This is a genomic window from Rhizobium sp. Leaf341, assembly GCF_001424325.1.
In the GTDB taxonomy this organism is placed as follows: domain Bacteria; phylum Pseudomonadota; class Alphaproteobacteria; order Rhizobiales; family Rhizobiaceae; genus Ferranicluibacter.
In genome coordinates, this window is the sequence record NZ_LMPE01000003.1 from 727,604 (window position 1) to 746,064 (window position 18,461).

Genomic DNA, 18,461 nt, shown 5'->3' on the forward strand with positions numbered 1-18,461 from the left:
TAAGGCAGTCAGCTCGTCCGGGAAAGGCTCTGTTCTTTGCTTTACCGGTCTGTCAGGCCTGCTTGATCAACGTGGCTGTCTGCGCCTGGGCCGGCGTCTGCGCCGGCACCGCCACGTCATGCAGCCATTCGCGCCAGATCGCGACGATCAGCGCCATGAGCACCGGACCAACGAACAGGCCGAGGAAACCCATGGTCTTCACCCCGCCGACGAGGCCGAAGAAGGTGGGCAGGAACGGCAGCTTGATCGGGCCGCCGACCAGGCGGGGACGGAGCGTCTTGTCGACGATGAAGAGTTCGATGGTGCCCCAGGCAAAAAGCGCAAGCCCTGTCAGCGGCGCACCGCTGGCCAGCAGATAGACCGACACGAGCGTGAAGCAGAGAGGCGCGCCGCCCGGAATGAGCGCCATGAAGCCGGTGATGATGCCAAGGGTTACCGGCGACGGAACGCCGGCGATCCAGTAGGCGACGCCGAGAACGATCCCCTCCCCGATGGCGATGAGGCCCATGCCGGTCACGGTGGAGGAAATGGTCAGCGGCACGATCCGCGATACGCGCTCCCACCGCATGGGCAGGATCCGCTCCCCGAGCCGGTCCAGTTGCGCCACGAACTTTTCGCCGTCGCGGTAGACGAAGAACAGGGTGATGAGCATGAAGAGCAAGGTCAGCAGTGAGCGCGCGGCCCCCGCCCCGACGACGAGCGCCCCCCGGTAGATGCTGCCGATGTTGGAGCCGCTGACCAGCTGCACGAGTTCGCCGAGCGCGCCGGGATGCCCGACATGCTTTGCCCATTGCTCGCCGAGCCAGGCGCCGCCCAACGGCAGCTGCAGGACCCAGGCGGGCACATCGGCACCGACGGAGTTGGCTTCCACGGCCCAGCCGACCCAGCCGCGAAACTCGTCGACGGCATAGATCGCGGCGAATGTCACGGGCGTGACGATAAAGGCGATGACGAGGATGATCGCAATCGTCGCCCCGATGGTGCGGTTGCCCTTTACGGCGATCAGCAGGCGTCGGTAGAGCGGCCAGCTGGCGAAGCCGATGACGACCGCTGCGAGAACCGGGACAAGGAAGCCATGAAAGAAATAGGCACCGGCCAGGAGAATGAAGACGAGAAGCCATCGCGCCGCGGATGCGGGGCCCACCAGCGCCGAGCGATCATAGGCTGGACGCCCAAAGAGCCGCGGCTCTGCCGACTGGTTTTCCAATTCGCGATGGCGCACCCACTACCTCCGTCAGGCTCCCGCCTGCAATTGTCCGATCGACCTTCTATAACAGCCGAAGGGCGCGCGCGGGATGACAATTGCAAAATCGGCGCCAAAATGTGGCGGCGCCATTGGTCCTGTTCGACAGACAGCTTAACGGGCGGCTCGGCGGACGAGCTTCAGGCAGCACGCGACGTGCGTTCGACGGCCACCGAGACCGCGAAGATGCCGATGCCGAACACGGCCATGACAGCGCCGACCAAGCCGGTCGAGGTCCAGCCGTATCCGGCGGCGATGGCCACGCCGCCGAGCCAGGCGCCAAGCGCGTTGGCGAGATTGAAGGCAGAGTGCATGAGCGCTGCCGCCAGGGTTTGCGCCTCGCCAGCAACATCCATCAGACGGGTCTGCATGGCCGGCACCATGAGAAAGGCGAAGCCGATCGAGAGAATGTTGACCGTCGCCATGGCGGGAGAGTTCATGGTGGCGGCGAACAGCAGAAGGGCTGCCAGATTGAAAACGAGGCCGAGACCGATCGCCTTCATCAGAGACCAGTCCGCCAGTCGCGCGCCGATGATGTTTCCAAGGATCATGCCGGCGCCGAAGACGCACAGCATCAGAGGCACGCGGGACAGCGAAACACCTGCAACGTCCGTCAGGGCCGGCGTGATGTAGCTGAACGTAGCAAACATGCCGCCGCAGCCGATGGCGCAGATGCCGAGCGTCAGCCAGACCTGCAGCTTTTTCAACGCCCCAAGCTCGCGCAGCGGCGAGGCTGCGGCATCGGCCCGATCCCTGGGCACGAAAAGCATGGTCAGCACGATGGTCAGAAGGCTGATGCCGCCGACGATGGCAAAGGCGGCGCGCCACCCCAGCGCCTGGCCGAACCAGGCGGTCAGGGGCGTGCCCACGAGCGTTGCCAGCGTGAGGCCCATCATGACCCGTCCGATGGCGCGTCCGCGTTGGTGCGGCGCGACCATGCCTGCCGCCACGAGCGCGGCCACGCCGAAGTAAGCACCATGAGGCAGGCCGGCAAGGAAGCGGGCCGTGACCAGCAGGTTGAAAGACGGCGCCAAGGCGCTGGCGATATTGCCCGCCGCAAACAGGGCCATGAGGGTCAGAAGCACGACGTGCCGGGCATAGCGGGCCGCGATCACCGCAATCAGAGGCGCGCCGACGACGACGCCGAGGGCATAGGCGCTGACGACGACGCCGGCATGCGGCACCGAGACATGCAGGTCCTGCGCGACCTGGGGCAGCAAGCCCATGATGGCAAACTCTCCGGTGCCGATTCCGAAGCCGCCCACGGCCAAGGCGACCTCCGCCATGGAGATCCCTCCGAAGCGGACCGTGCGGGGGGATGAAAGCGCGGTGTCGGACATGGGGGTGACCTTGCGTCGAGACCGGGTCGGCCTCCAGGAAAAATCTCAGTCGGCACTGGCGGAGAATGAGGCTGAGTCGTGGAACGAGGCGTAGACCGTATCGAGTGCATCCGCAAAGCATTGGTACGCAGCCATGCACACATCGAAGGCCTCCCATGCCTGAGCAACATACCTTGTTGACGCTTACGTGTAGGTCATATATTTTTGACGTCGCTTGAAGCGCGTGCAGAAGAGCATAGAGTTCAAGCAGGCCACTCGGGAGAGGTGCGCCATCTGGGGATCGCCGGCGGCTCACAACCGGCTCGAGGAGGATCAAAATGCCCGATACGGCCAGCCGGACGCCATTGATGTCGCCGCACAGGCCTTGGCTTGCGTCCTACCCGTCGGGCATGCCGGCCGAGATCGGCGCCAGCCCCTACGTGTCTCTCAGCCATATGTTCGAGGTCTTGTGCGAAAAAAATGCGGGCCGCCCGGCCTATACGTGCATGGGCACGACGCTCACGTTCGGCGCGTTTGCAAAGACCGTCGATGCGTTTGCCGCCCATCTGCAATCGACCGGGCTGAAGCCGGGCGATCGCGTGGCCGTCATGATGCCGAACGTCCTGCAAAACCCGGTGACGATCTTTGCGATCCTGAGGGCCGGCTTCGTGGTCGTCAACGTCAACCCGCTCTACACGCCACGCGAGCTCGAATATCAGTTGAAGGATAGCGGCGCGAAAGCGATCGTCGTTCTGGAAAATTTCGCCCACACGGTCGAACAGGTGGCCTCGAAAACGGCTCTGCAGCATGTCGTCGTCGCCTCGATGGGCGATCTGCTCGGCGTGAAGGGCTTGCTCGTCAACATCATCGTCCGACGGGTGAAGAAGCTGGTGCCCGCCTGGTCGCTGCCCGGCCATGTCAGGTTCAACACTGCGCTTGCCATGGGCAAACGGCTCACGCTGGCGAAGCGGGAGATCAAAGCCGAGGATGTCGCATTCCTGCAATATACGGGCGGCACCACCGGCGTCTCCAAGGGTGCCGTGCTGACGCATGCCAACCTGCTGGCAAATACGGCGCAGATGCGCCTCTGGGTCGAAACGGCCTTCACCAACAAGCCGAGGCCGGAGACCCTCGTGTTTCTCTGCGCCCTGCCCCTCTATCATATCTTTGCCCTCACCGTGAACGGGCTGATGGGCCTCGTGCTTGGCGGACACAACGTGCTCATTCCAAACCCGCGCGATATACCGTCCCTGGTCAAGGAGTTCGGGAGCCACAAGGTCACGATCTTCCCCGGGCTCAACACGCTGTTCAACGCCCTTCTGAACAACGAAGCCTTTCGGGCGCTCGACTTTTCCTCGCTCGTCCTGACGTTTGGCGGCGGCATGTCCGTGCAGCGTCCGGTGGCGGAGCGCTGGGAGAAAGTGACGGGCTGCCCGATCAAGGAGGGCTATGGCCTGTCCGAGACGTCGCCTGTCGCAAGCGCCAACCGTCTCGACCTGCCGGACTTTACCGGAACCATTGGCCTGCCTCTGCCCTCGACCGACATCGAGATCCGCAACGAGGCGGATGTGTCCGTGCCGATCGGCGAGATCGGCGAGATCTGCATTCGCGGGCCGCAGGTCATGGCCGGCTATTGGAACAAGCCTGAGGAAACCGCGCAGGCAATTTCTGCAGATGGCTTCTTCCGCACCGGCGATATCGGCCGAATGAGCCCGGAAGGGCTGATCAAGATCGTGGACCGCAAGAAGGACATGATTCTGGTCTCCGGCTTCAATGTTTTTCCGAACGAGGTCGAGGAAGTGGCCATGTCGCATCCCGGCGTTCTGGAATGCGCGGCCATCGGTATTCCGGATGCGCGTTCGGGAGAAGCGGTAAAGCTGTTTGTCGTTCGTCGTGATCCTGCCTTGACGGAGGCCGAGCTTCGCGCGCACTGCACCGACGGGCTGACGAACTACAAGCGACCGCGCTTCATCGAGTTCCGCGACGAATTGCCGAAGTCGAATGTCGGGAAGATCCTGCGGAAAGACCTGCGCACCTGAAGAGGCTGGCAGCGCGCACAGCTGCATGCCGCACAGGTGGAGATGGCCGGCTGCCCGTGAAATTCGGGCGCCAAGGCTTGATTTGCTGTGACCAAACGCACTAGCTATCGCGGCTGATAAAAACCCATTGAAAGCATGTCCGGGCAAGCGCCAAGGCTTTTACCGGAACTGCCCGAGGAGCCGATGATGAAAGCGCTGGTCGAAGAGCTGAAGAGCACCGCCACCGAAACAGACGCCACCGATATTCGTGCAGCCTTCGCTGCGGATCCGCAGCGCTTCCAGCGCTTTTCGGTCACGCTCGACGATATTCTGTTCGATTACTCCAAATGCGCCGTCAACGAGCGTGTTCTGGACGGGTTGGAGGCAATTGCGAAGGCTGCCCGGGTTACCGAAAAGCGCGACGAGATGTTCGCCGGCAAACCGATCAATTTCACTGAAGGCCGTGCTGTCCTTCATACGGCTTTGCGCAACCGCTCCAACACGCCTGTCATGGTCGACGGCCGGGACGTGATGCCGGACGTCAATGCCGTGCTCGACGCCATGGGCACCTTTTCCGACAAGATCCGCAACGGCACCCTGACCGGCGCGACCGGGAAGAAGATCACCGACATCGTCAACATCGGCATTGGCGGCTCCGATCTCGGGCCTGTCATGGCGACGCTTGCGCTTGCGCCGGAGCATGACGGTCCGCGCACCCATTTCGTCTCCAACATCGACGGCGCCCACATCGCCGATACGCTGAAGCTGCTGGACCCGGAAACATCCCTGTTCATCGTCGCGTCGAAGACGTTCACGACGATCGAGACGATGACCAATGCGCAGACGGCGCGCGCCTTCATCGCAAAGGCGCTCGGCGAAGACGCCGTTGGCCATCATTTCTGCGCGGTCTCCACGGCACTCGACAAAGTCGCAGCCTTCGGCATCGCCAGCGATCGCATTTTCGGGTTCTGGGATTGGGTCGGCGGACGCTACTCCATCTGGTCGGCGATCGGCCTGCCGCTGATGATCGCGATCGGCAAGGAGAAGTTCGGCGAATTCCTGGCCGGCGCCCATGCAATCGACGAGCATTTCAAATCCGCCCCGCTGCGACAGAACCTGCCGATGCTGCTTGGCCTGATCGGCTATTATCATCGCAACGTGCTCGGCTATCCCTCCCGCGCCATCCTGCCCTACGATCAGCGCCTGTCGCGCTTCCCTGCTTACCTGCAGCAGCTCGACATGGAATCGAACGGCAAGGGCGTGACGCTTGACGGCACCCCCGTCGAGGGGAATTCCGGCCCTGTCGTCTGGGGCGAGCCGGGCACCAACGGGCAGCATGCGTTCTACCAGCTGATCCATCAGGGCACGACGGTGATCCCGGCCGAGTTCATGATCGCGGCCAACGCACATGAGCCGACCCTGCGCCACCAGCACGACTTGCTGATTGCCAACTGCCTGGCCCAGTCGGAAGCCCTCATGAAGGGCCGGACGCTGGAGGAGGCGAAGGCCCAGCTGACCGACAAGGGCATGGACGATGCCAAGGCCGACCACATTGCGCCGCATCGCGTGTTCACCGGCAACCGCCCTTCGCTGACGATCGTTTACGACAAGCTGACGCCCTATGCGCTCGGTCGCCTGATCGCGCTCTATGAACATCGCGTCTTCGTCGAAGGTGCGCTTTTCAACATCAACTCCTTCGACCAGTGGGGCGTGGAGCTTGGCAAGGAACTGGCAACAGGTCTGCTGCCGGTCGTCGAAGGCAAGGAAAGTGCTGAAGGCCACGACAGCTCGACCGCCGGCCTGGTGAAGGCACTGCTCGCCGCCAAGGCATAAGGCTTGCCCCCGCGAAAAAGAGACTTTCCTGCAGAAACGATCTTCCCCCACGGGGGAAGATCGCGTCGCCCACTGCCGCAGGGCGAGGCCCGGCGTCGGGATGGCAGGGTTGAAGGAGCGATTCGCCGATCTGGCACAGAACCCGCCGGCCCAAGGTCAGGACAAGTGCATGGTCCTGACGGAGGGGAAAACTGTTGCCCCCCAGCGACACCGGCCGTGTTTCGGCTGACTTACGTTGAGTTCGGGCGATCGTGATCGGATCACGCCTTGTGCCTCTGCCGCCTGAGACTAGAGATCAGGGCTCACCGGGGCACTTTTCATGACATCGACCTACCTTGCCGATCCCTTCTCGCGCCGCACCTTTCTGCTGGGCGCGATCTCCACCGCCGCGACCTTGGCGGGATGCACGACCTCGACGGGCGTCCGCAACGCGCCGGTTCCGCCCGTGATCAGCCGTCCGATCCTGCCGCCGACAGACGCAGAGCTTGCCGTCATGTACGGCCCGGTCGAAGATGACGGCATCCTCATTCCCGCCATCCCCTATCAGGACATCGATCCGCGCTTCTATCGCCAACGCGTCGCCAACACGACGGGCGAGCCGGACAACACCGTCGTCGTGGATACGCCCGGCCGGTTTCTCTACATCACCGAGCCCGGTGGCACGGCCATGCGCTATGGCGTCGGCATCGGCCGCGAAGGATTTGCCTGGCAGGGCGAAGGCACCATCCACTGGCGCCAGCATTGGCCGCGCTGGAAGCCGCCGAACGAAATGGTCGCACGCCAGCCGGAGCTTGCCCGTTTTTCGATCGAGAACGGCGGCATGGAACCGGGTCTGAAAAACCCACTTGGCGCCCGCGCGCTCTATATCTTTCAGAACGGTCAGGACACGCTGTACCGCCTGCATGGCAGCCCGGAATGGCGGTCGATCGGCAAGGCGGTCTCGTCCGGCTGCGTGCGCCTGATCAACCAGGACATCATCGATCTTTACGATCGCGTGCCCTACCACGCGCGTATCGTCGTGCATCAATAGAAATCATGTCGGCGCGCCCGCCTGTGGACGCGCCGAAGGCCGTACGCCGCTTAGAGGCCGATCTCGTATGCCCAAGGCGGATTGGCGCCTGCGCGCGAGACCGTGACGGAAGCGGCCTTTGCCCCCAGCGTGAGAGCAGCCTTGATGGCATCGTCGCTCAACGTCGCGATGGCGTCCTTTGTCAGAAGGTTGTTCATCTTCAGCGACGCCAGAATGCCGGCGTCGAAGGTATCGCCGGCACCGACCGTATCGACCACCGTGACCTTCTCGCCGGGAACGGAGACTTTCCCCCGCACCGTGTAGGCGTCGGCGCCCTCGGCTCCCTTGGTGATGACGACGAGCTTCGGCCCGCGTGCAAGCCATTGGCCGACCAGCGTTTCGTGATCGCCCTCTTCGCCGAACCAGTCGAGATCCTCGTCGGAAAACTTGACGATATCCGACATGGCGGCCATGCGCAGCATGCGCGCCTTGTGGGCCTCGGCATCGCGGATGAAGCCCGGGCGGATGTTCGGATCGAAGGAGATGACGCGTTTCCGGTGCTCGCGCGTCATCAGCGCTTCATAGGTCGAGCCGCAGGGCTCGGGAATGAGGCTGATGGCGCCGAAATGCAGAGCCTCGCAGAAATCGCCGAGCGCCGGGAGATCGGCCTCCGTGATCATGCGACCTGCACTGTTCTCATCGAAAAAGGCGTAGGTCGCGGAGCCGTTGACCAGCTTGACGACGGCCAGCGTCGTATGCAGATCGGATGTGGCCGACGGCGCAAAATCCACACTGCTGCTCTTCAGGGTTTCGCGGAGAATATCGCCGAACATGTCGGTCGAAAGGCCGGTGAAGAAGCCGGTGGGGATGCCTAGGCGCCCGAGCGCGATCGCCGTGTTGAAAATGGCGCCGCCTGCATAGGGCGCGAAGGCAGGCTCGCCGAGCGTGGATTCGCGCGGGAGCATATCGATCAGGGCTTCACCGCAGCAGATGATCATGGGTCTTCCTCTTGGGACGTTGAGCGTTTCGAGACATTTGCCGGCCAGACGGCCACTTTCGGACCTTAGCCCGCCAAAGCGGAGATGCCTCCGTGACGGCCCGACCATTCCAGCGGTGCATCGAGAAAGGCCTCGACGCTGGCCAGCGTTTCCACATCGAAAAGCTTGTCCTCGCGGGCGATGGCCAGCACGTTGCGCCAGGTGGCGATGTTGTGGAGGGTAATGCCTTTCTTCTTCATGTTGGCACGACCCTCGGGGAAGATATCGTAATAGAACAGCGCCATGCCGTGATCGACCACACCACCGGCCGCACGGATCGCATCGATGAAGGTGAACATCGAAACGCCGGCCGTTGTCAGATCCTCGATCACGAGAACCCGGGCGCCCTCCGGCATGTGCCCCTCGATCTGGTTGGTGCGTCCATGCCCCTTCGGTGCCTTGCGCACATAGATCATCGGCAGGCTGAGGCGCTCGGCCAGCATGGCGGCGAAGGGAATGCCGGCCGTTTCCCCGCCGGCGATGACGTCGAACCGCTCGAAGCCCGCCTCGCGCATGACGGTGACGGCCGCGAAATCCATGACCGCGGAGCGGATGCGCGGATAGGAAATCAGCTTGCGGCAGTCGATGTAGACCGGGCTCGCCATGCCGGAGGCAAGCTTGTAGGGCTGGTCAGCCCGAAAGTGTACCGCCTTGATCTCCCACAGCATTTTCGCCAGCAGTTCGGCCATGACGGCCTTATCGGGGAAGGAAGTGGGGATCATCATGCGGTTCCTCTTGGTGAATGGGTCAGAACAAGGTGTCGTGTGCGTCAGCCCTGGATCTGATCCACGGCCCAGTGCAGCGGGAACATCGGGTCGAACACGGTAACCGGCCCCGCCCCGGTCTCGATCTTTGCGGGATAAGCGACCGGCGCGTCGTGGCGCGTCAGTGTGATCATCTCGTCGTTGACAGGCAATCCGTACCAGGCCGGACCGTTGCGGGACGCGAAAGCTTCAAGCTTGTCGAGTGCGTCGTCCTGCTCGAACACATGAGCAAGGCAGCTCATCGTGTTGACCGACGTATAGACGCCCGCGCAGCCGCAGGCGCATTCCTTCAGCGGATCGACATGCGGGGCGCTGTCGGTGCCGAGAAAGAACCGGGCATCGCCCGACGTCGCGGCCTTGCGCAGAGCCAGTCGGTGAACTTCGCGCTTGGCGACGGGCAGGCAGTAATAATGCGGGCGAATGCCCCCGACGAGGAGCGCATTCCGGTTGATGATCAGATGATGGGTGGTGATCGAGCCGGCGAGGTTCCGGTCTGCGCTGCGGATATACGCGACGCCGTCCTGCGTCGTTACGTGCTCCATCGTCACCTTCAACTCGGGCAGGCGGCGGCGCAACGGGTCGAGAACCGTTTCGATGAAGACAGCCTCACGGTCGAAGATATCCACCTCCGGCGTCGTTACCTCCCCGTGGACGCAGAGCGGGAGGCCGATCTCGGCCATTGTCTCCAGCACCGGCATGACCTTTTCAAGATCGCGAACGCCGCCATGCGAGTTCGTCGTGGCGCCGGCGGGATAGAGCTTGACCGCATGGATCAGTCCGTCTCTCTTTCCCTTGGTGACATCCGCAGCGTCCGTATGCTCCGTGAGATAAAGCGTCATCAGAGGCTCGAAGCGATCGCCGGCGGGCAGTGCCGAAAGGATGCGGGCACGATAGGCGGCGGCATCCGCGGTGGTCACCACAGGCGGCACCAGATTGGGCATGATGATGGCACGGGCAAAGTGGCGGCTGGTGTCGGGAAGCACACCCTCCAGCATGGCGCCGTCGCGCAGATGCAGGTGCCAATCATCGGGCCGGCGGATGGTGAGGGTTGTCGTCCGGTAATCGCTCATCGCCTGCCTCTCCTCGTGCCGATCGCCCCAACGCTCTGAAGGGAGCCGGGACACTCTGCATCGCTTCCGTGATCGTGCCGTTCCCGACTTGCTTTGGGACAGCGGTTCCCGTTTGCCTCATCGGGCCACAGATGACAATGGTCAGATTGCACCGCGCGTTGCGGGCCGGATGGTCTTTGCGCTCACGGCTGCTCGAAGACGTCCAGCATGATATCGGCCCGCCGTGAACCGTTGCAGATGCGCTCGCCGTTGGGCAGATCATTGCCGTAAAGCTTCCACCGGATGGCCACTTCGTCGAGCCCGTAGTGGATCCAGCGCTGACGCAGGCGTTCCTCGAGGACGGCATAGGTCGGGCCAACGAAGATCGAGAGGTCGAAGAGCGGCGCAAGCCGGGTCCACGGTGCCTCGTCGAGCAAGAGATAATTGCCCTCCGCAAGAATGAAACGTGTGTCCGACGAGATCGGGCGGGCCGATGCAATGGCGATTTCGCGCGTGCGGTCAAAGACCGGAACGAGGACTTCCTCGTCGCTGCGGCGCACCGCCGTGACGATGTCGAGAAAGCCACGCACGTCGAAGGTTTCGGGCGCTCCCTTGCGCGCCAGCAGGCCGCGCGCCTCTAGGATGCCGTTGTCCATATGAAAGCCGTCCATGGGGAGGACGGCCGACGTCTCCCCACGACCGGCCAGCTCCGCGTGGAGCGCATCGGCAAGCGTCGATTTGCCGGCCCCCGGAGGACCGGCAATGGCCACGATGAAGCGGGCGGCACCCGCCGCCCGCTCAAGAACAAGATCGGCGGTCTCGCCGACGGACCGCGTCATGCCGCGAGAGCCTCGCGCGGGGGCTCCTTGGCGCCGGTCATGAAGGCCACGGCGTCCGACATCGTATAATCCTTCGGATTGATGACACAGAGACGCTTGCCGAGGCGGTGGATGTGGATGCGATCGGCGACCTCGAAGACATGCGGCATGTTGTGCGAGATAAGCACGATCGGCATGCCGCGCGAACGGACGTCGAGGATGAGCTCCAGCACCCGCCGACTTTCCTTGACGCCCAAGGCCGCGGTCGGCTCGTCGAGAATGACGAGCTTGGAACCGAAGGCGGCGGCACGAGCGACGGCCACACCCTGGCGCTGGCCGCCGGACAGGGTCTCCACCGCCTGGTTGATGTTCTGGATGGTCATCAGGCCGAGCTCGGACAGCTTGTCGCGCGCGAATTTCTCCATTGCACTCTTGTCCAGCATGCGAAAGACGGACCCGAGGACACCCGGTTTGCGGATCTCGCGGCCGAGGAACATGTTGTCGGCGATCGACAATGCCGGGGAGACGGCAAGGTTCTGGTACACCGTCTCGATGCCGGCCTTCTGCGCCTCGATCGGCGACTTGAAGCTGATCAGCTGGCCATCGAGACGGATTTCCCCCTCGTCGGGCCGGATTGCGCCGGAGATGGCCTTGATCAGGGACGACTTGCCGGCACCGTTATCGCCGATGACGGCAAGGATTTCGCCTTTGTGCAGATCGAAATCCGCGTGATCGAGAGCCGTGACCCGACCATAGCGCTTGACGAGGCCGCGGCCGGTAAGGATGGGAGCTTCGGAATAGGAGGGCGCGTTCATCAGCCGGCTACCTTTCTGATCCACTGGTCGATTGCTACGGCGGCGATGATGAGAACGCCGATCATGAGATAGGTCCACTGCGGATCCGTGCCGACGAGACGCAGGCCGAGCTGGAAGACGCCGACGATGAGCGCCCCGAAGAGCATGCCCATGATGGAGCCACGTCCGCCGAACAGCGAGATGCCGCCGATCACCACGGCCGTGATGGATTCGATGTTGGCGAACTGGCCGGCCGTCGGGGAGACAGAGCCGATACGCCCGATGAGGGCCCAGCCGCCGAGCGCGCAGATGATGCCGGAAATGGTGTAGACCGACAAAAGCATGCGCTTGACGTTGACCCCGGCCAGTTCGGCAGCCACCGGATCGTCGCCGACCGCATAGAGATGACGGCCCCAGGCGGTCTTGTTCAGCACATACCAGAGCAGCATGACGAGCAGGATCATGGCGAAGACGCCATACGTAAACACGGCGCCGCCGAGGCGGACGGGTTCGGCGAAGAACTTCAGCAGCGGCGCGGTCGCCTCGATATCCTGGCTGCGGATGGTCTCGTTGGCCGAATAGAGGAAGTTGGAGGCAAGGATGATCTGCCACATGCCGAGCGTGACGATGAAGGGCGGCAGCTTCATGCGGGCGACGAGCCACCCGTTGATCGCGCCGCAGGCGGCGCCGACGGCAAAGCCGCAGAGGATGGCGAGTTCCGCCGGAAGACCGTAGCGGAACACGAACTGCCCCATGACGACGGACGACAACACCATGATGGCGCCGACCGAGAGGTCGATGCCCGCCGTCATGATGATCAGCGTCTGGGCGGCGCCGATGATGCCGGTGATGGCAACCTGCTGCAGGATGAGCGTCAGGGAGAAGGCGGAGAAGAACTTGGATCCGAGGATCGAGCCGAAGACGACCAGCGACAGCACGAGCACGATCAAGGGCACGGCGGATGGCCGCGAATGCAGGAAATGCTGGAAGTGCTGGACGGGCGTCTTGCGATCGGTGTCGAAAGACGCAACCGTCTTGGAACTGCCGGACAGGACGGACTCGAAGTCCTGCGAGGGCCGCGCAGCGGCTGTTGGCTCGCTCATCAATTTATCCTCCGCTTGGCGGCCTTTGCGAATGATCTCGGACAGGAGATCAAAGCAGGCCGGGCGCTTCGTCGGGATGACGGGTCAAGATTGTCTTGGTGTGAAACAAGGCGGCGTTTGGCAAAAGGGCGGCCGAAGCCGCCCCTCGCATGTCGCATCGATGTCGGGGCTTAGCCCCAGCACTTGTCCTTGCCAGCCTTGACGTCGATCGACTCGACGCCTGCAGCAGGCTTGCCGGTGACGAGCGAAACGCCCGTGTCGAAGAAGGCCTTGCCGGGGGTCGGCTTCGGCTTTTCGCCGGAATCGGCGAACTTCTTGATGGCCTCAACGCCAAGGGCCGCCATCTGCAGCGGATACTGCTGGGAGGTCGCGCCGATTACGCCGTCCTCGACGTTCTTGATACCCGGGCAGCCGCCGTCGACGGAGACGATCAGCACGTCCTTCTCGCGGCCGACGGCCTTGAGCGCTTCGTAGGCACCGGCTGCAGCCGGCTCGTTGATCGTGTGGACAACGTTGATGGTAGGATCCTTCTGGAGAAGGTTTTCCATGGCGGTGCGGCCGCCCTCTTCGTTGCCGTTGGTGATGTCGTGGCCGACGATGCGGGCATCGTCCTCGTCACCGATCTTGTTCGGGTCCTTCGGATCGATGCCGAAGCCCATCATGAAGCCCTGGTCGCGCATGACGTCGACGGAAGGCTGCGACGGGGTCAGGTCGAGGAAGGCGACCTTGGCGTCCTTGGCAGCATCGCCGAGGGTTGCGGCAGCCCACTGGCCGATCAGCTTGCCGGCGAGCAGGTTGTCGGTCGCGAACGTGGCATCAGCGCTGTCGGCCGGCTCGAGCGGCGTGTCGAGCGCGATGACAAGAAGACCGGCGTCGCGTGCTTGCTTCACGGTGGGAACGATGCCCTTGGTGTCCGAAGCGGCGATCAGAATACCCTTGGCGCCATCTGCGATGCAGGTTTCGATGGCGGCAACCTGGCTTTCGCTGTCACCGTCGATCTTGCCGGCGTAGGCCTTGAGCGTCACACCCAGTTCTTTCGCCTTGGCTTCAGCGCCTTCCTTCATCTTGACGAAGAAGGGGTTCGTATCCGTCTTGGTGATGAGGCAGGCGGTAACGTCGGCAGCCTGTGCCGAACCTGCAAAAACGACGCCGAGCGCCAGCGCGCCGATGCCGGCGGTGATAAGGTTCTTCATGGATATCCTCCCAAGGATCAAATGGTGGACCGGGTTCCCGGCCCGTCAGGCTTCGCGATCGTTACGTCCTCCGCAATTAAACCGCGCTTCCGTTAGCGAGCAAACACCAAAGCTTTTTGCGTGTCAATAACTAAATCAAATTGATTTATTAAAATCTTGTGGCATTCTCTGCCCGTCGATTGTGCACACGCATGCCTCGCATGCACAGAAAGCGCAGGGACACTTCCAGCGTAGCGCTGGAACGGGAGGATGGGGAATGACCGCCGTGACCGATCAGGAGACTCTGCCTGTGATGCCCGATGTCGTGGATCCGGCCGGCGGAGCCAATCAGACGCGGGTCCGCGCACACAATGAACGACTGGTCATGTCGCTCGTGCGTCGGCATGACGGTCTTTCCAAAGCCGACATCGCGCGTCGGTCCGGTCTTTCGGCACAGACGGTCTCGGTCATCATGCGGGCACTGGAGAAGGATGGCCTGCTGATCCGAGGCGAGCCGACACGCGGGCGCGTCGGGCAACCCTCCGTCCCCATGCATATCAACCCGTCCGCCGTGTTCTCCTTCGGCGTCAAGATCGGCCGGCGCAGCGCGGATCTCATTCTCATGGACTTCGTCGGCTCGATCCGCCTGAACCTGCACCGGGCTTATCCCTATCCGATGCCGGACGACATCCTCGCGTTCATCACAGAGGGCGTTGCGCAGCTGGAGCACATGCTTGGTGCCGACGAACGCTCACGCATCGCCGGCATCGGCATCGGCACGCCGTTCGAACTCTGGAACTGGGCGCCCGAAGTGGGCGCTCCGAGCGAGGCCATGGAGAGTTGGCGCCATTTCGACCTGCAGGCTGCAGTGTCGGAGCGCACGTCCTACCCAGTCTATCTTCAGAACGACGCCACAAGTGCCTGCGGCGCCGAGCTGGTGTTCGGCGTCGGCGCCAATTATCCGGATTTCATCTATTTCTACATCGGCTCGTTCATCGGAGGCGGGATCGTTCTGAACTCCGCTCTGTTTTCCGGCCGGACGGGAACCGCGGGCGCGCTTGGACCTTTGCAGGTGCCGGGGCCGGACGGGCGCACGCAGCCGCTCCTCAAGGTGGCGTCGATCTTTGTGCTCGAAAACATGTTGCGGGAGCGCGGCATCGATGCGCGACCGTTGTGGTATTCCGCCGAAGAATGGATCGACTTCGGGGAAGCACTCGAGGCGTGGATCGTGCAGACGGCGGAAGCCTTGGCGCGCGCGATCATCTCGGCGGCCTCGATCATCGACTTCGCCGCGGCCGTGATCGACGGCGGATTTCCCGGCTGGGTTCGGGCGCGCATCGTCGCGGCCACGCGCGTGGCCGTCAACGACCTCGACCTTCAGGGTGTGATCGTGCCGGACATCATCGAAGGTGCTGTCGGCGCCGAGGCGCGCGCCATCGGCGGGGCGAGCCTGCCGCTCTTCTCGCGCTACTTCCTGGACACCAATATCCTCTTCAAGGAACCTGCCTGATGTTGAAAGGTCTTTCACCCCTTCTGAGCCCCGACCTGCTCGCCACTCTGCGCGCCATGGGTCATGGCGACGAGATCGCCATCGTGGATGGCAACTACCCGGCACTCGAACATGCTCGCCGTCTGGTCCGCCTCGACGGCCATGGCGTGGTGCCGGTGGTCGATGCCATTCTCAGCGTCATGCCAATCGACGATTTCGTGGACGCGGCGATCTTTCGCGCGACGGTGAAGCAGGACCGCGAGAGCCTCGACCCGGTCCATGAAGAATTGATCGCCTGCTGTGCCCGCCATGAGCCCGGCAGAACCGTGGTGCCTCTCTTGGGGGCGGACTTCTACCCGCGCGTGAAGGCGGCGCATACCGTGGTGCAGACCAGCGAGCCTCGCCTCTACGGCAACATGATCCTGCGCAAGGGCGTCATCTACCCCGCCGGCTGATCCACAGCTGACGACACGAAAAAGCCCGCCGGATTATCGATCCGGCGGGCTTTTAACGATTCAGATTGGGGGCAATCAGGCGCGACGCGCGTCAACCGAGAGTGCGCCGGGGCCGAAGGCTGCGAGCACGAGGAAGCCGCCAGCCATGGCGAAATTCTTCTGGAAGTTGATCATCTGGTTCATGTCGGCAAAGTTGAAGTGCGCGATGAACGCTGTGGCGATGCAGAATGCGGCAAGGACGTAAGCTGTCGGGCGGGTGAAGAAGCCGACGAGAATGAAGATGCCGCCGACGAGCTCGACGATCGACACGATAACGGCCGTGACCATCGGTACTGGCAGGCCCGATCCGGCGAAGTAGCCGGCTGTACCTTCCAGATTGGTGATCTTGCCGAAGCCGGCCAGGATGAAGATGATGGAGAGGAGAATGCGTCCGACGAGGACGATGGCGCTGGTGGACATGGAAGTGGGCTCCGTTGAGGCGACGATGGCCAAGCTTTAACAGCAATATGAGACGAACATAGCCTGCAGCTCAACGACACATCGTCAACAAGCAGCGAACGATAGCCGCTTATCGTCAACCGCCGGCGACACTTATGCCTCACGGTCGACGCGATGCGTGACACAGCGAGGTGGCTGTGGCGGCTAGCGGATCTCGCCAGCCTGCGGGCCCCAGGTGTCGGTGAGAGCGAAGCCTTCGGCCAATGGATCGAAGGGGTCGAGCGCGACCTGGTGGAGGCCGAATGTCCAGCCGCGTCCAGAGATGGTCGGAATGATGGCCGGGCGGCCGGCAACCTCGGTCACGCTGTCGAGACCGACCTCGAACTCCGAACCGATGATGGAGCGGGACTTGAACACATCGCCCGGCTTGGCGAGACCGCGGGCATGAAGCGTTGCGAGATTGGCGGAACTGCCGGTTCCGCAGGGAGAGCGATCGACGCGTCCGGGCCACATCGTCGTGCAGGTGCGCACCGTGCCGTCGGCTTCCGTGCTGCGGAACATCACATAGGCGACGCCGGAAATCTCGGGGATTTCGGGATGGACCGTCGGGATGGTGCGATTGACGATGTCCTTGATGATCATTCCGGCCTCCACGATCTCGCGGGCATTGGCCTTTTCGATCGTCGTGCCGATCTGGTGGACGTCCACCAGCGCATAAAAGATGCCGCCATAACAGAGATCGACCTTGATCGTGCCCCATTGCGGGGTTCCCACCTCGACATCCAGCGCCTGGACAAAGGACGGGGTCATCGTCAGCTTGACGCGCTCGCACCGACCGTCACGGCAGGTTGCCGTCGCCTTGACGAGGCCGGCGGCGGTGTCGAGCATGACCACCGTCTCCGGTTCCTTCATCTCGACGATGCCGGATTCGAGCAGCGCCGTGGTGACGCAGATGGAATTGGAGCCCGACATGGCATGTGCCTGGTCGGCCTGGAGGATGATGAAGCCGGCATCGGCTTCCGGACGTTTGGCCGGCACCAGCAAGTTGACCGATCCGATGGATGCAGCGCGCGGCTCGAGGCAGAGAAACCGTCGCAGGCTGTCATCCACCGTATTGATGTGGTGGAGCTGCTCGGCGATCGTGTTGCCCGGGATTTTCGGCACGCCACCGATGGCAACCTTGCCGATCTCGCCCTCGCAATGAACATCCAGCAACTGGATCGTGCGCTTCCATCTCATGGTGCCATGCCCTTTCAAGCCACGCCGGAGCTACGTGGCGACAATTTGTGTACAACGCTGTTTACCTGCGTTGCGACCGTTTGCCTAGGACTTCCTTTATCCGGGGGAACCGTCTCATGGCTATGTGCGCATGGCGCCAAGGGGGTTTGCATGGTAGACAAGGCGTCATGATGCCTGCCGTTCCGACCGATGATTTCGATTGCCAGAGCTGTGGGGCTTGTTGCGCCTACTCTGCCACTTGGCCGCGCTTCTCGATGGAGACCGAGGAGGAGCTTGCCCGGATTCCGGACGACCTGATCTCCGCCGATCTCGGCGGCATGCGCTGCGAGAACGACCGCTGCGCGGCCTTGTCCGGCGTGCTCGGACAGCGGGTCGGCTGCGGCATCTATGCTGCAAGGCCGATTGTCTGCCGCACGTGCATGCCGGGCGACGACGAGTGTCTGACAGCCCGACAGGCTTTGTCGGCGCATGTTCTGCTTTAGGCGTCTGCACCTTCTGATCTGAACTGCAGGCGATCCCTCGGCGTATTCGGCAAGGCGCCGCATCTATCCCGCTCAAAGGCATCTTCGGGCGTGGATCATGAGGTGCCAGAGCGTTTTTTCCGGATGGTGATGCGGCGCGTCCGGCCGTATTCTCGCCGTCAGTTTAATCGCCTCCTTACGCTCCTGTTTTCGCATCTGA

General features: G+C 63.0%; 17 protein-coding genes. 6 read left to right on the top strand and 11 right to left on the bottom strand.

Features of this window, described 5'->3' with window-relative positions; translation table 11 throughout:
* Positions 1-52: 52 nt before the first annotated feature.
* Entirely contained in the window at positions 53-1,222 is a 1,170-nt protein-coding gene (locus ASG03_RS05010) for an AI-2E family transporter (protein WP_062470673.1), read from the bottom strand.
* Positions 1,223-1,383: 161 nt separating this feature from the next.
* Positions 1,384-2,583, bottom strand: coding sequence for an MFS transporter (locus ASG03_RS05015; protein ID WP_062692606.1), 1,200 nt, complete (start codon positions 2,581-2,583; stop codon positions 1,384-1,386).
* Between the two features lie 317 nt (positions 2,584-2,900).
* Between ASG03_RS05015 and ASG03_RS05020 the strand changes: the two genes are divergently transcribed.
* The 3 genes from ASG03_RS05020 (at position 2,901) to ASG03_RS05030 (ending at position 7,443) form a co-directional block, all read left to right on the top strand.
* Entirely contained in the window at positions 2,901-4,601 is a 1,701-nt protein-coding gene (locus ASG03_RS05020; protein ID WP_062692608.1) for a long-chain-fatty-acid--CoA ligase, read from the top strand.
* A 186-nt stretch (positions 4,602-4,787) separates the two neighbouring features.
* On the top strand, positions 4,788-6,413 hold the full coding sequence (pgi, locus tag ASG03_RS05025; protein WP_062692611.1) for a glucose-6-phosphate isomerase: 1,626 nt from the start codon (positions 4,788-4,790) through the stop codon (positions 6,411-6,413).
* Positions 6,414-6,732: 319 nt separating this feature from the next.
* Positions 6,733-7,443: a L,D-transpeptidase gene (locus ASG03_RS05030; RefSeq protein ID WP_062470682.1), complete on the top strand. Its 711-nt coding sequence runs from the start codon at positions 6,733-6,735 to the stop codon at positions 7,441-7,443.
* A gap of 50 nt (positions 7,444-7,493) precedes the next feature.
* Here ASG03_RS05030 and ASG03_RS05035 read toward each other — a convergent pair whose 3' ends face one another.
* From ASG03_RS05035 to ASG03_RS05065, 7 genes are all read right to left on the bottom strand, one after another.
* Positions 7,494-8,420, bottom strand: a complete 927-nt coding sequence (locus tag ASG03_RS05035; RefSeq protein ID WP_062692613.1) for a carbohydrate kinase family protein — start codon at positions 8,418-8,420, stop codon at positions 7,494-7,496.
* A 65-nt stretch (positions 8,421-8,485) separates the two neighbouring features.
* The gene (locus ASG03_RS05040; protein WP_062693047.1) at positions 8,486-9,181 is read right to left on the bottom strand and encodes an orotate phosphoribosyltransferase; all 696 of its coding nucleotides are present in this window, start codon (positions 9,179-9,181) and stop codon (positions 8,486-8,488) included.
* A 47-nt stretch (positions 9,182-9,228) separates the two neighbouring features.
* Entirely contained in the window at positions 9,229-10,293 is a 1,065-nt protein-coding gene (gene pyrC / locus ASG03_RS05045; RefSeq protein ID WP_062692615.1) for a dihydroorotase, read from the bottom strand.
* 182 nt (positions 10,294-10,475) lie between these two features.
* Positions 10,476-11,111, bottom strand: coding sequence for a nucleoside triphosphate hydrolase (locus ASG03_RS05050; RefSeq protein ID WP_062692618.1), 636 nt, complete (start codon positions 11,109-11,111; stop codon positions 10,476-10,478).
* Positions 11,108-11,905 (bottom strand): ATP-binding cassette domain-containing protein, encoded by a 798-nt coding sequence (locus ASG03_RS05055; protein WP_062692620.1) that lies wholly within the window; start codon positions 11,903-11,905, stop codon positions 11,108-11,110. The genes ASG03_RS05050 and ASG03_RS05055 overlap by 4 nt, the downstream gene beginning before the upstream one ends.
* The gene (locus ASG03_RS05060) at positions 11,905-12,987 is read right to left on the bottom strand and encodes an ABC transporter permease (RefSeq protein ID WP_062692623.1); all 1,083 of its coding nucleotides are present in this window, start codon (positions 12,985-12,987) and stop codon (positions 11,905-11,907) included. The genes ASG03_RS05055 and ASG03_RS05060 overlap by 1 nt, the downstream gene beginning before the upstream one ends.
* Positions 12,988-13,157: 170 nt before the next feature.
* Positions 13,158-14,180, bottom strand: coding sequence for a sugar ABC transporter substrate-binding protein (locus ASG03_RS05065; protein ID WP_062470702.1), 1,023 nt, complete (start codon positions 14,178-14,180; stop codon positions 13,158-13,160).
* A gap of 256 nt (positions 14,181-14,436) precedes the next feature.
* Between ASG03_RS05065 and ASG03_RS05070 the strand changes: the two genes are divergently transcribed.
* Positions 14,437-15,669 (top strand): ROK family transcriptional regulator, encoded by a 1,233-nt coding sequence (locus ASG03_RS05070; RefSeq protein ID WP_062692625.1) that lies wholly within the window; start codon positions 14,437-14,439, stop codon positions 15,667-15,669.
* Positions 15,669-16,103 carry an RbsD/FucU family protein gene (locus ASG03_RS05075; protein ID WP_062692627.1) on the top strand — a complete coding sequence of 145 codons (435 nt, stop codon included), beginning with the start codon at positions 15,669-15,671 and terminating at the stop codon, positions 16,101-16,103. Before ASG03_RS05070 ends, ASG03_RS05075 begins: the two co-directional genes overlap by 1 nt.
* A gap of 75 nt (positions 16,104-16,178) precedes the next feature.
* Here ASG03_RS05075 and ASG03_RS05080 read toward each other — a convergent pair whose 3' ends face one another.
* Together ASG03_RS05080 and ASG03_RS05085 are read right to left on the bottom strand one after the other, a co-directional pair.
* Entirely contained in the window at positions 16,179-16,562 is a 384-nt protein-coding gene (locus ASG03_RS05080; protein WP_062470711.1) for a DoxX family protein, read from the bottom strand.
* Between the two features lie 183 nt (positions 16,563-16,745).
* On the bottom strand, positions 16,746-17,780 hold the full coding sequence (locus ASG03_RS05085; RefSeq protein ID WP_062692630.1) for a proline racemase family protein: 1,035 nt from the start codon (positions 17,778-17,780) through the stop codon (positions 16,746-16,748).
* Positions 17,781-17,947: 167 nt separating this feature from the next.
* Between ASG03_RS05085 and ASG03_RS05090 the strand changes: the two genes are divergently transcribed.
* On the top strand, positions 17,948-18,262 hold the full coding sequence (locus ASG03_RS05090; protein WP_062692633.1) for a YkgJ family cysteine cluster protein: 315 nt from the start codon (positions 17,948-17,950) through the stop codon (positions 18,260-18,262).
* The last annotated feature ends 199 nt before the right edge of the window (positions 18,263-18,461 follow it).

Bases quoted from the DNA above. Each gene is read 5' to 3' on its own strand.
- ASG03_RS05035 (WP_062692613.1), bottom strand. From the start codon at position 8,420: ATGATCATCTGCTGCGGTGAAGCCCTGATCGATATGCTCCCGCGCGAA.
- ASG03_RS05060 (WP_062692623.1), bottom strand. From the start codon at position 12,987: ATGAGCGAGCCAACAGCCGCTGCGCGGCCCTCGCAGGACTTCGAGTCC.
- ASG03_RS05075 (WP_062692627.1), top strand. From the start codon at position 15,669: ATGTTGAAAGGTCTTTCACCCCTTCTGAGCCCCGACCTGCTCGCCACT.
- ASG03_RS05050 (WP_062692618.1), bottom strand. From the start codon at position 11,111: ATGACGCGGTCCGTCGGCGAGACCGCCGATCTTGTTCTTGAGCGGGCG.
- ASG03_RS05080 (WP_062470711.1), bottom strand. From the start codon at position 16,562: ATGTCCACCAGCGCCATCGTCCTCGTCGGACGCATTCTCCTCTCCATC.
- ASG03_RS05015 (WP_062692606.1), bottom strand. From the start codon at position 2,583: ATGTCCGACACCGCGCTTTCATCCCCCCGCACGGTCCGCTTCGGAGGG.
- ASG03_RS05055 (WP_062692620.1), bottom strand. From the start codon at position 11,905: ATGAACGCGCCCTCCTATTCCGAAGCTCCCATCCTTACCGGCCGCGGC.
- ASG03_RS05070 (WP_062692625.1), top strand. From the start codon at position 14,437: ATGACCGCCGTGACCGATCAGGAGACTCTGCCTGTGATGCCCGATGTC.
- ASG03_RS05040 (WP_062693047.1), bottom strand. From the start codon at position 9,181: ATGATCCCCACTTCCTTCCCCGATAAGGCCGTCATGGCCGAACTGCTG.
- ASG03_RS05085 (WP_062692630.1), bottom strand. From the start codon at position 17,780: ATGAGATGGAAGCGCACGATCCAGTTGCTGGATGTTCATTGCGAGGGC.
- ASG03_RS05030 (WP_062470682.1), top strand. From the start codon at position 6,733: ATGACATCGACCTACCTTGCCGATCCCTTCTCGCGCCGCACCTTTCTG.
- pgi (WP_062692611.1), top strand. From the start codon at position 4,788: ATGAAAGCGCTGGTCGAAGAGCTGAAGAGCACCGCCACCGAAACAGAC.
- ASG03_RS05090 (WP_062692633.1), top strand. From the start codon at position 17,948: ATGATGCCTGCCGTTCCGACCGATGATTTCGATTGCCAGAGCTGTGGG.
- ASG03_RS05020 (WP_062692608.1), top strand. From the start codon at position 2,901: ATGCCCGATACGGCCAGCCGGACGCCATTGATGTCGCCGCACAGGCCT.
- ASG03_RS05065 (WP_062470702.1), bottom strand. From the start codon at position 14,180: ATGAAGAACCTTATCACCGCCGGCATCGGCGCGCTGGCGCTCGGCGTC.
- pyrC (WP_062692615.1), bottom strand. From the start codon at position 10,293: ATGAGCGATTACCGGACGACAACCCTCACCATCCGCCGGCCCGATGAT.